At 30.8% G+C, this 11,863-nt stretch carries 14 protein-coding genes; 1 reads left to right on the forward strand and 13 read right to left on the reverse strand.

Features of this window, described 5'->3' with window-relative positions; genetic code table 11:
• Window positions 1-443 precede the first annotated feature (443 nt).
• The 8 genes from CUEA01_RS16025 to CUEA01_RS16060 all read right to left on the reverse strand — a co-directional run bounded on the left by CUEA01_RS16025 (window position 444) and on the right by CUEA01_RS16060 (window position 5,626).
• Window positions 444-728, reverse strand: coding sequence for a hypothetical protein (locus CUEA01_RS16025; RefSeq protein WP_234122689.1), 285 nt, complete (start codon window positions 726-728; stop codon window positions 444-446).
• Window positions 729-1,191: 463 nt separating this feature from the next.
• Window positions 1,192-1,566 carry an HI0074 family nucleotidyltransferase substrate-binding subunit gene (locus tag CUEA01_RS16030; protein WP_235699962.1) on the reverse strand — a complete coding sequence of 125 codons (375 nt, stop codon included), beginning with the start codon at window positions 1,564-1,566 and terminating at the stop codon, window positions 1,192-1,194.
• Window positions 1,567-1,752: 186 nt separating this feature from the next.
• Window positions 1,753-1,995 carry an NAD-dependent epimerase/dehydratase family protein gene (locus CUEA01_RS16035; RefSeq protein WP_234122691.1) on the reverse strand — a complete coding sequence of 81 codons (243 nt, stop codon included), beginning with the start codon at window positions 1,993-1,995 and terminating at the stop codon, window positions 1,753-1,755.
• A gap of 15 nt (window positions 1,996-2,010) precedes the next feature.
• A complete protein-coding gene (locus CUEA01_RS16040; RefSeq protein WP_234122692.1) occupies window positions 2,011-2,799 on the reverse strand; it encodes a class I SAM-dependent methyltransferase in 789 nt (262 codons plus the stop codon).
• 22 nt (window positions 2,800-2,821) lie between these two features.
• Window positions 2,822-3,214: a helix-turn-helix transcriptional regulator gene (locus CUEA01_RS16045; RefSeq protein WP_234122693.1), complete on the reverse strand. Its 393-nt coding sequence runs from the start codon at window positions 3,212-3,214 to the stop codon at window positions 2,822-2,824.
• Window positions 3,215-3,227: 13 nt separating this feature from the next.
• Window positions 3,228-3,821 (reverse strand): ATP-dependent Clp endopeptidase proteolytic subunit ClpP, encoded by a 594-nt coding sequence (clpP, locus tag CUEA01_RS16050; protein WP_234122694.1) that lies wholly within the window; start codon window positions 3,819-3,821, stop codon window positions 3,228-3,230.
• An 89-nt stretch (window positions 3,822-3,910) separates the two neighbouring features.
• Window positions 3,911-4,459: a TetR/AcrR family transcriptional regulator gene (locus tag CUEA01_RS16055; RefSeq protein ID WP_234122695.1), complete on the reverse strand. Its 549-nt coding sequence runs from the start codon at window positions 4,457-4,459 to the stop codon at window positions 3,911-3,913.
• A gap of 3 nt (window positions 4,460-4,462) precedes the next feature.
• Window positions 4,463-5,626 carry an MFS transporter gene (locus CUEA01_RS16060; protein ID WP_329603998.1) on the reverse strand — a complete coding sequence of 388 codons (1,164 nt, stop codon included), beginning with the start codon at window positions 5,624-5,626 and terminating at the stop codon, window positions 4,463-4,465.
• A gap of 304 nt (window positions 5,627-5,930) precedes the next feature.
• On the opposite strand from CUEA01_RS16060, the gene CUEA01_RS16065 reads away from it, so the two are divergent.
• Window positions 5,931-6,479 (forward strand): GNAT family N-acetyltransferase, encoded by a 549-nt coding sequence (locus CUEA01_RS16065; RefSeq protein WP_234122696.1) that lies wholly within the window; start codon window positions 5,931-5,933, stop codon window positions 6,477-6,479.
• 160 nt (window positions 6,480-6,639) lie between these two features.
• On the opposite strand, the gene def is transcribed toward CUEA01_RS16065, so the two are convergent.
• The 5 genes from def to CUEA01_RS16090 all read right to left on the reverse strand — a co-directional run bounded on the left by def (window position 6,640) and on the right by CUEA01_RS16090 (window position 11,759).
• The gene (def, locus tag CUEA01_RS16070) at window positions 6,640-7,083 is read right to left on the reverse strand and encodes a peptide deformylase (protein ID WP_234122697.1); all 444 of its coding nucleotides are present in this window, start codon (window positions 7,081-7,083) and stop codon (window positions 6,640-6,642) included.
• Window positions 7,084-7,320 (reverse strand): helix-turn-helix transcriptional regulator, encoded by a 237-nt coding sequence (locus CUEA01_RS16075; RefSeq protein WP_234122698.1) that lies wholly within the window; start codon window positions 7,318-7,320, stop codon window positions 7,084-7,086.
• 809 nt (window positions 7,321-8,129) lie between these two features.
• On the reverse strand, window positions 8,130-9,287 hold the full coding sequence (locus tag CUEA01_RS16080; RefSeq protein ID WP_234122699.1) for an amidohydrolase: 1,158 nt from the start codon (window positions 9,285-9,287) through the stop codon (window positions 8,130-8,132).
• Window positions 9,288-9,433: 146 nt separating this feature from the next.
• Window positions 9,434-10,588 (reverse strand): amidohydrolase, encoded by a 1,155-nt coding sequence (locus CUEA01_RS16085; protein WP_234122700.1) that lies wholly within the window; start codon window positions 10,586-10,588, stop codon window positions 9,434-9,436.
• Window positions 10,589-11,003: 415 nt separating this feature from the next.
• Entirely contained in the window at window positions 11,004-11,759 is a 756-nt protein-coding gene (locus CUEA01_RS16090; protein ID WP_234122701.1) for an IclR family transcriptional regulator, read from the reverse strand.
• Window positions 11,760-11,863: the final 104 nt, after the last annotated feature.

Below are 11,863 nucleotides of genomic sequence, written 5' to 3' on the forward strand. Positions count from 1 at the left end.
TAAAAACCACCTCTATTACATAAATAATTTCAGCAACTTAAAATAATATATATTGAAACTAGCTCAACTATAAACCATATCTTCACCATACTGCCCAAAACGTCATTTTGATACAATTTAATTTTAAAGTTTCAATCGTTTTATCTCTACTACAATAATTATTTGTTATAAAAATCGCCTTAAACCTTAAGTCTTATATTCTATTCAATAATAACATTAAAAAAAAATACTGTAAACAGCTTTGTATTGTAGCATATAAACCATTTCAACTACCAAAATCAATTTGTATCATAATGCCTAGAAGACGTCATTTTGATACAATTTAATTTTGAAGTTTCAAGTGGTTTATCTTTAATAAACTCAAAAAGATAAATAGCATCAACTTGCTAATGCTATTTATCTTTAGTTATGTTAAAAAAATAAGATGACCTATGTTAATATTTTTATTGCATTCCTCTTTTTGTCCTTGATTTTGCATTTGCTTCTCTTGCTTCTTGTAAATCACTATCAGCTGCTGAACTTGTAAAACTGCTGCTTGTTGAACTTGTCATTCCACTCCCAGCTGTACCTCTATTTTGTCTTGATTTTGCATTTAATTGTTTTGTTTCCTCTAAATCACCACTAGCTGCTGAACTTGTGAAGCTACTGCTTGTTGAACTTGTCATTCCACTAGCTGATTTTCTGTTTAATCTTTTTGTTTCCTCTAAATTGCTTTTGTTTGTATTCATAATTTATCTACTCCCTTAAGTTGAATTTTTAATATGAAATTAACAAAACTATGAATAAACCTCTTTGAATAACAAAATTTATTTATATATCAAAACATTACGCCTCGCATATAAATAAATTTTGTTTTAAAGTTGCTTATATTTTAGCTAATTAACTTCCATATTATAATGCCCATATATTTTGTTTATATTCTTATATAGGTATACCAGCTCAACTATTAAAATTCATGTGCACCATAATGCCCAAAAGACGGCATTTTGGTACAAATGGATTTTAAGTTTCACAATGGTATATCTTTAAAACAACTTAAGCATTGTAAATTTCAACACCGTATTTAAATATTTGTTTTTCTATTTCTTTATTTAATGAATGGCTATGTTTTAAATAAGTGTGAAAATCAATACTTATTTAAAATAAGCAATTAAATTTTTATAGACATTTTCATTTATTCCAAACATATCATCAAATCACTTTATTTGAAATATTATTTAATAATTTTTCAATAGCAACTATATACTTATTTACTATATCATTCTTAATAGTCTCGTAATCTACTTCCTCATATATACGGCTTGTCGCATTTCTTGACATTAAAATATCATTCCATATATTTATATCCTCAATCAAACCTTCTTTAAAAGCCTGCTTGTAACAACCTCTTGGATTATTTATTTCTAATCCAGCTGCTTTAAATATTTTAGATAAAAGCTTCCAAGTTAAGTCCTCCAAAGTTTCATATTTTTTTATTATGGAATCTCTGTACACTTCTTTAGTTATTTCATCTGGATCCTTTATATTATAAAAATTATCTCTAATATTTTTCAAATGAGTAAGCATTCTAACTGTATAATTATAAGTTAGTCTTATAGATTCATCATATTTATCTAATATTCCCACACTATTTTCTCCTTTATATAAAAAATAGATATAATTAGTTAAAGTTAAACCACTTGAACCTTCAAAGTTAATTTTAGTAGTTGAACTGGTTTATCTATATATTATAACCAATTATATCTATTTTATCTACGTTATTAATCCTACTGTTTTTGCAATCATATCCAAAACAATTTCTGGATTAAACTTTCTTATCTCATTTATTTCTACTTCAATATTTTCAAAATCACAATAAATATTATTAGCACCTAATATTAATTCATTATCTGATTTTTCCCTGTGAAGTAACGTAACCTCATGACCCTTGCTTAAAAGTGACCTAACAGCAAAAGCCCCTATAAACCTTGTACCACCAATCACCAATATCTTCATTTACATCACCAAGCCTTAGAATTCATTTAACTTTTTTCCAATATATAAATAATGCTCACAGCTTCCAAACATATGAGGGTCTTTTGACAATTCATATAATATATTAATAACCATGTGAAATTGCTCACTAGGAAGTCCTTTTAATTTATTTTCTATAAATCCTCCAATGCCTTCAATTCCTGCAAAACTCAATTCTTTTAAATTAAAACTGTTCATAAAACTTCTTGCCTCCTCCGGTTTAATAAAATAAGCAGAAGTAAAACCTGATTTCACATCATTTACTCCATTTTTTAAGTATTTTATTAAATCATCTGGAGCTTCTATATCTTCTGGATACTTAAGTCCATCTATTATTGGAGCATATGCAGATATAAAAGAAGTAATTAAAATTCCATCCTTCTTTAAAATTTTCAAAGCATCCTCCACTACTTTTTTTCTCTCAGCTTCATGAATAAGATGATACAAAGGCCCCATTATAAGCACCACATCAAATTTCCCCAAATCATATTTAGAAATATTAAGTGCATCATCACAAATATACTTCTCTATTTCAACATTATTCTCAATTGCTTTAATTTTTGCCATATCAATATGTTTTTCTACTAAATCAAGAAGTACTACCTTATGATCCCTTTTAGCCAAATAAATTGAATATCTTCCTGGTCCTCCACCAATATCAAGTATCCTTGCAGCTTTAGGCACATAGTCATTTAAATATCTTTTTGTAATTTCAAATTCAATTTTATGCCTTTCAAGTCTATTCCACTCATCATAACCTTCATAATAATTTTCTACTTCACCCATTTTCAATCTCCCTTACCTTATATTAAGCTGCCATATTCATGGAAATATTATTTTTACTAAATACGTTTATCTTTTTGTACAAATTTATAGTTTTATTGGACTTTCTATATTCATATGGTGTAATCCCATACATTTTTTTAAAAGCTCTTGCAAAAGATTCTCCACAGCTAAATTGATATTTTACAGCTATATCTAAAACGCTAAATTCAGTATTTTTTAAATCATAGGCTGCCTTAGCAAGTCTCCTTTTTCTAACATAACCCATTACAGTTTCTCCAGTTACCTTTTGAAAAAGCCTATGAAAATAAAATTCTGACAAATGACTTTTTTTAGCTATATCACTAAGCTTTATATCATCATATAAATTATCCTCAATTAAATCGATTGCCTTTTGAACTTCAGCACTATAATCCAATTTTATTACCTCCTTACTTCCTACTCTGTATTAGTACTTCATCTATAAGCCCATATTCCTTAGCTTCATCAGCATCCATAAAGTAATCTCTTTCTACATCATTTTTAATTTTCTCAAGTGGTTGACCAGTTTTTTCACTATATATTCTATTCATTTTATCCTTGATTTTTAAAAGCCATTCCGTGTGTATTTTTATATCAGTAGCCTGCCCTTGCATTCCTCCACTTACTAGTGGTTGATGTATTAAAATTTCACTGTTTGGAAGTGCAAATCGCTTTCCTTTAGTTCCAGATGTAAGTAAAAAAGAAGCCATACTAGCAGCAAGTCCAGCACATATTGTAGATACATCACATTTTATATAATTCATAGTATCATATATTGCAAGACCTGCTGTTATGGAACCTCCTGGACTATTTATATAAAAATTTATATCCTTCTCTGGGTCATCTGCCTCTAAAAATAACATTTGGGCAACAATCAAACTTGCTGCTTCATCATTTACTTCTCCGCTTAAAACTATTATTCTATCTTTTAATAGTCTTGAATAAATATCATAGGAACGCTCTCCTCTATTTGTTTGCTCTATAACCATTGGTACTAAACTCATTATATCACCCTCACTCATATATCTATAATATAAGTATACTGAATTTTAACCATAAATGTCTGACATTTCTTGCTCAATTTTATAGCTATCTATTTTAATATTCCATACAATATAATTTTAAAAGCTTCTTCAATAGCCTCAGAGGATTTAAGCTTATTTTCGGTTAAAAATTCATAATCAACAAAGGTATTCTTCATTTCCTCAAGCATTTTACATAACACAGCAAAGTTAATATTAGGATTAATTTTTCCTTCCAAGGAGGCTTTCTCCAAAATCTCTTTCATTATCTTTAGCTTAAATTCTTTCAATTCATTTACTTTTTCCCATTCTTTAGGATAAAATAGTTTTGCCTCATTTAATAATTTAATAGGTAATTTATATTTATGTTTGGAATAAACAATATCATGAAGTTTTTCTAGAAATTCACCTTCACCCTCTAAAGTTTGTTCAATGCTTTCCTTGTCTGATGAAATAAATGCATTAAAATATTCTAAAATTATCTCATCCTTACTTTTAAAATATTTATAAATAGTTTTTTTGCTAATCTTAAGTTCAGCTGCAATCTCATCTACCGTAAATTTTTTTAATCCGTATAAATTTATCTTTTCTACCGCTATATCTAATATTTTTTCCTTCATAATTTAATCCCTCCCGCTCATAGCCATGCCAAACAAGCCTAATACTCCAACACATATAATAATAAGCCATGTGAGTTTTTCTGAATATACCCAAACAATTCCACAAACTACTGGTCCAACAAAGTTTCCTATATATTGAAAAGAATTAAAAATCCCATTTGCAGTTCCCCTATAGCTATTTTCTACAGAATTGTTAACATTAGTTGCGAGAACAGTTGCAAGTGTTACATATGCGCTCAAATACAAAATAGTTCCAATTAATAGGAAAGTATAAGATTGTTTAATTAAATAAAAACATATACTTACTGATGCTGTAGAAAAGCAAATCATAAGCACTCTTCTATTATAACCTTTTTCCACAAATCCAACTGAAATTTTCATTACTAAAACTGCAACAAGTATTGCTGGTAAAAAGACTTTCCAGATACCCCTTTCTCCAGTTACCTTGTTAAGATATATTGGAACCAAATAAAACACTGACATCATCATAAAATTATTAATAAATGCTGAAATATTATTTATAACAAAAGCTTTGTTTCTAAACAATACCTCCAAACTTTTGGATAGTTTAAGGTTATTATTATTTCTTTCATTTATTGTGCTATCTTTTAAAAAGAAAATTATATAAATTCCATTAATTAAAAGTAATATTGCACAAACTAAAAACATCATATTAACTGGCATAAATTCACGAAGCAATGGTCCAAGGGCAAATGCCAATGCCGCTGCCGCAGACACAAAAGTTCCAAGAATGCTCAAAGCTTTTGTCCTTTGTTCCTTTTTTACAACTTCCGAAGCCCAGGAATAGCCTACACCTATAATAGCTCCACTACCTTGAAGCCCTCTTGCAAAAATCAACACATAAATATTTTTTGCAAAAAATGCTATAATCAAACCAATTATAACCTGAAAAAGCCCAATTATCATCATAATTTTATTCCCATATTTATCACTTAAAATGCCAAACGGAAACTGAAAAATTGCTTGAGTAAGTCCAAATATTCCAAGGGCTATACCCGCAAGCACTGGCGTATATAAATTAAGTGTTTTACTATAGGTTGATATAAAAGGAGCGACCATAGTCATTGCCATTTGCCGAATACCTAGTACCAAACTCAACATCAGAACTGGAAACATTTCATTTCTCAATATTTTACCTTTTTTCAAAAATAACACCTCTTTCGCACCAAAGAAACTATTATTGTTTATTTAGTTTCCATATGAGATAATAATAGTACCTTTTAATTGGCTTGTCAATACAGAAGTTATCACACTAAAATTATTGCGAACTAACTTAATCAATTCACAATGCACAATAATGGTAAGCGAAGATATATCTGCAAATCTTGTAAGAAAACATTGGGTATGACATTTTGAAAATTATGTTATAATAGGTGTTATTAAAAACTATAATCTAATGAACAATGGTAAATAAATGCGTATCAGATTATTAATATTAGAAGGTGTGTATATGATTTTAGAAACAGAACGGTTGTTATTAGAAGATTATGAATTTGAAAATTTAGATGACTTTTTTAGATTGAAGTCATGCAATGAAGTTTGGAATTATTCAACTTTTATACCTTTAAAAGAAAAAGAACAAGCAAATCCAATACTTAAAAGTTTAATTAATGATAGAATTAATGGAAAATACGTTTTTATGGCTCTATATAAAAAGGATACGAAAGAATTTATTGGTGAGGCTGGAATAATAGGATATAGTTCTACTGCTAATAGATGTGTGGTTGGTTATAATTTATTGCCCAAATATTGGAATAAAGGATATGCAACAGAAATTACAAAATGTTTAATTAAGTATGGTTTTGAATCTTTAGGGATTGAAAGAATAGAAGCACTTGCACTACAAATCAATGTTGCTTCATGTAAGGTATTAGAAAAAAGCGGTTTTTTATTGGAAGGTGTTTTAAGAAATTTTAATAGATGTGAAACAGGCTATAGGAATGTTTGTTACTATGGAATAATATCTTCAGAATATAACAAAAACAAGCATAATATATAGTTTAATTAACTCTTCATCTTCTTATATTGAGAATTATAGGTGGACAACCACACCTATAATTTTTATAAGGCTATATTTCAACACTATATTAAAACATAGCCCAAAATCATCCTTCATTGTGAATTGTGCATCGTGAATTGATTTAGTTCATAATATTTAATTATTCAGTAACTAAATCTGTAAAAAGAATTCCTTCTAAATGGTCTATCTCATGACAGAAACATTTTGCTAAATCGCCTGTACCTGTAAGTATAATTTCCTCTCCATTCTCGTTCAACGCTTTAACCGTTACTTTTGCAGGTCTTATTAACTTCCCCCACTTATTAGGAATACTTAAGCAACCTTCTATAACTTCCTGCTTTCCTTCCTTTTTAATTATCTGTGGATTTACTAATTTTATAAGTCCCTGTCCCATATCTATTACAACTAATCGTTTTAATATACCTACTTGTGGGGCAGCCAATCCTGCGCCATTACCTGCATTATACATAGTATCAGCCATATCATCTAATATTTGTCTTATTTTATCATCTACAACTTCAACGTTCCTGCTCTTTTTCCTTAATATTTCATCACCAAACAATCTTATTTCCCTTAAGGCCATTTATTTTACACCTCTACTTTGTTCTGCTCTTGATTTTCTTTCACTTTCTTCAAATAGAAAAATTTCCTCTATAGTTCTGTGAAACACTTTAGCAATATCGTAAGCTAGCCATATAGAAGGTTCAAATTTTTCTGTTTCAATAGCATTAATTGCCTGCCTTGATACCCCCACAAGTTCGCCCAATTGTTCTTGAGTTAATCCTAAATATTCTCGAATTTGCTTTATTTTATTTTTCACTCAATATCACCTCTGTAATGTTTACCTTACATAATTAATTTAACATTACTTTATATTTATGTCAAGTCAACCTTACACAATATACATAGATATACAACTGGAACATTGAAATTGAAAATACCAAGTTTATCCTAACAAATTACAATTTGAATCATAGTAGAGAGTAAAGTGATGGTTGATTTTTCTCCGCTATCGCTACGAAAAATCTGAGAACTTATTTTTTTATTGCTGCGCAATGGCGCCATACATGGCGTTCAGCGAAGCTGACACCATTTAAGTTTAAGATTTACCTAAGAGAAACGAAAGGCAAATCATCCTTCACTCTACTCTTTACTCTTGTTTCTCCTCGACAAATTGTAATTTATAAGATTTAGTATTTATAATTTCAATTTGCCTATCTACGTTTTGCTTTTTTAATATGTTTTTGCTGTCTTAAATTTCCCATGCCCATTTAAGTAGGAGTCAAAAAATTGGAGGCAAATTTTATTAGTAATCTCAAGACAATCCTCTCTACTTTTCTTTTGTATTTCTTTAATATTCGTTATTGACCCCCTTTCATATTAACCTATTGTAAAAATCCTTGTTCCTATAAAGCTTCACGCCAAAAATTCCGTAGGCACGGAGGGATTTTTTACTTAAATTACCGTTACATGGAAGCAACAATACTGAAGGAACAGTTAAAAAAATCGTAAAATACTTAGATATTTCAATTGTCTGAGCATTTTTTCAGCGAGTTATTGAAATTTCTTAGTATTTTACGATTTTTTTGACTTAGATTTATATAATTTTTTTAATGCGACGAAGCATTGTTACTTCGCATTGTATACTATTTCCCCATTTATTATTGTATACTTAGTTTCTGTAAATACTTCCATTGGATTTCCTGTAAAAATGGCTATATCTGCATCTTTACCTACTTCTAAGCTTCCAACTCTATCAGCTACACCGCAAATTTCTGCTGAATTTATTGTTATAGCTTTATATGCTTCTTCAATTCCAAGACCTGCTTTTGCTGCAAAGCCAGCACATATAGGAAGATATTCAATTGGCACTACAGGGTGATCCGTTATTACAGCCACTTCAATACCTGCTTTGGCAAGAATTCCTGGTGTCTTAAAAGTTTTGTTTTGCACTTCTATTTTTGATCTTGATGTAAGGGTTGGACCAATAAGTGCAGGAAAACCAGCCTCTTTAATTTCTTCAACTATGAACTGCCCTTCGCTACAATGATCAAGTGTCATTTTTACATCAAATTCCTTTGCAATTCTTATTGCTGTTAATATATCATCTGCTCTGTGTGCATGTGCTTTGAGTGGTATTTTTCTTTCTATTACAGGAAGAAGTGCCTCTAGTTTAAAATCTTCTTCAAACAATTCGCCGTCTTTAATTGCCTTTTCCTTTTTAGCTTTATAAAATTTTGCTTTAGTTAAAGCCTCCCTTAGAAGTGCAGCTGTAGCCATTCTTGTTGATGGTGTCTTTCCTTTTGAATTGTATACTCTTTTTGGATTTTCACCAAAGGCAATTTTCATTGCGGCTGGCTCCTTAACAATCATATCATCAATGCATTTTCCACTAGTTTTCATAAATACAAATTGTCCACCAACTACATTTGCACTTCCTGGTCCCGTCATTACCCCTGTAATTCCAGCTTTTACAGCATCATAAAAAGCTGTATCCATTGGATTTATTGCATCAATTGCTCTAAGCTGTGGTGTAACTGGGTCAGTCATTTCGTTGCAATCTTCGCCTTCAAAGCCTTTATCCTCTTCACTAATACCTATATGACAATGTGCTTCTATAATACCAGGCATAACAACGCAGCCTTCAGCATCTATTACTTCCATATCAGAAGTTTCTTTAATATTTTCACCAATTTCAACTATCTTTCCATTATCAACAATAATAGACCCTTTTTCATAATTTGTTCCTGTCATTGTAAGTACTCTTCCATTTTTTATAAGTAACATACGTATCATCTCCAATTATAATATTAATTTTATCTATATATGAGGATGTGAAAAAATGTATTCTATAGGTTTTATTATACCGCACATAAAGCCTTATGAGCGGCTCATAAAAAAGAATACCTACATTTTTCACATGCTCCTATATGTTATGCTCTATATACTACTTGTCCATTTATGATTGTGTACTTTGTTTCTGTAAATACTTTCATTGGATTTCCTGTAAAAATTGCTATATCTGCATCTTTACCTACTTCTAAACTTCCAACCCTGTCAGCTACACCGCAAATCTCTGCAGAATTTATAGTTATTGCCTTATAAGCTTCTTCAACTCCAAGACCTGCTTTTGCTGCAAGGCCCGCACTTAGTGGTAAATACTGTATTGGAACTACGGGATGATCTGTAGCTATTGCTACTTTAATTCCTGCTTTTGCAAGTATACCTACAGTTTCAAAAGTCTTATTTTTAAGTTCTATTTTTGATCTTCCTGTAAGACTTGGCCCAACAATTGCCGGAAAACCAGATTTTTTTATATCCTCAACTATAAATTGTCCCTCTGTACAATGATCAAGTGTCATTTTTACATCAAATTCCTTTGCTATCCTTATAGCTGTTAAAATATCATCCGCTCTATGTGCATGTGCTTTTAAAGGTATCTTCCTTTCAAGTATAGGAAGAAGTGCTTCTAATTTAAAATCATCTTCAAACAATTCCCCAGCTTCTAACGCCTTTTCCTTTTTAGCTTTATAAACCTTTGCTTTCCATAATATTTCTCTTAAAAGTGCAGCCGTTGCCATTCTTGTTGATGGCATTTTACCTTTCGAATTGTATACTCTTTTTGGATTCTCACCAAATGCAATTTTCATTGCGGCTGGCTCTTTAACAATCATATCATCAATGCATTTTCCACTAGTTTTCATGAATACAAATTGTCCACCAACTACATTTGCACTTCCTGGTCCAGTCATTACCCCTGTAATTCCAGCTTCTACAGCCTCCCTAAAAGATGTATCCATTGGATTTATTGCATCAATTGCCCTAAGCTGCGGAGTAGTCGGATCAGTTCTCTCATTTGTGTCATTTCCCTCGAAGCCCTTGTCCAATTCATGAACTCCAATATGGCAGTGTGCCTCTATGATACCAGGCATAACTATGCAGCCTTCTGCATCGATCACTTCCATGTCTAAAGTTTCTTTAATATTTTCAGCAACCTCTACTATTTTACCATCGTTGAGAAGTACGCAGCCTTTTTTATAACTTTTGCCTGCCATTGTAAGTACTTCTCCATTTTTTATAAGCATCATTTGTATCATCTCCAATTATAAATTTATGTATGTTAGCTTGTAAAAAACATATATATTCTTTTTTACATGCTTATAAAGATAAACCACCTTGAAAATTGCAAATACCAAGTTTATCCTGACAAATTACAATTTATCGAGGAGAAGCCAAAGTACAAAGTACAATGAAGGATGATTTTTCTCCGTTAACACTACGAAAAATCTGAAAGCTTATTTTTTTATTGCTGCGCAATTGCGCCATACATGGCGCTCAGCGAAGCTGAGGACATTTAAGTTTAAGATTTACCTAAGCAACGCGAAAGGCAAACCATCCTTCTTTGTACTCTGTACTTTGTACTTTGTACTCTGCTTTTCAAATTGTAATTTACAGGATGAACTTGGTATAAGCAATTTTAATTTTTCAAATTGCTTATCTATACTAAGGTTTCCAACCTAATTTTAACGATATTTCCTTTGCTCCCATTTTAACTGCATCAATTAATTTTGCCAAGTGTTCCTCTTGAAATCTCACACTTGGTCCTACAAGGCTAATACTTGCAGCAATATTATTTGAAGAATCAAAGATTGGCGCTGCAACAGCAGAAGAATAATCTTGAAGCTCAGAATGACTTACAGAATATCCATTTTTCCTATCCTGTTCTAATGTTTTACGCAGGCATTCTTTATCAGTTATAGTTCCAAATCCAATTGGTACCAAATCTATATCATTAATATATTGTTCACGTACATGCTCTGGTAAGTTTGCTAAAATTATTCTTGGACATGCTCCTCCATACAATGGTGCCCTACGTCCTATTCTAGTGTAAACCCTAATTGGCTTAAGGGTGTCTAATTTTTCAATATATATTGCTTGATTTCCTTCTTTTATAATAAGATTTACAGCTTCTCCAATTTCATCCCTCAAAAAATACATTGTGGGCAGTGCAACTTTTCTTATGTCCATTCTTTCCTTTACTAACTGCCCAAATTCCATAAATATAAACCCAAGTTCATACTTACCATTATCATCTTTTTTTAAAAACTCCATTTCTTCAAGCGAACCAAGCATGCGATAAACAGAAGTTTTAGGTATTCCTGACAATTCGACTATTTCATTTAAATTAAGCTTTGAATTTTCTCTAAAAAGCTTCAAAATATCCATAGACTTCACAACCGTTTTATTTTTATCTTGCATATGTAGTATCCTCACAATTATGTTTTAGGCATCTTAAAGAAAATAACAAGTCCAACCTTCGGCTATTTTTGCGTAATACTTCGTCACTACAACACGCTAAGACA

Source organism: Clostridium hydrogenum (genome assembly GCF_021432385.1).
Taxonomy (GTDB): Bacteria; Bacillota; Clostridia; order Clostridiales; family Clostridiaceae; genus Clostridium_S; species Clostridium_S hydrogenum.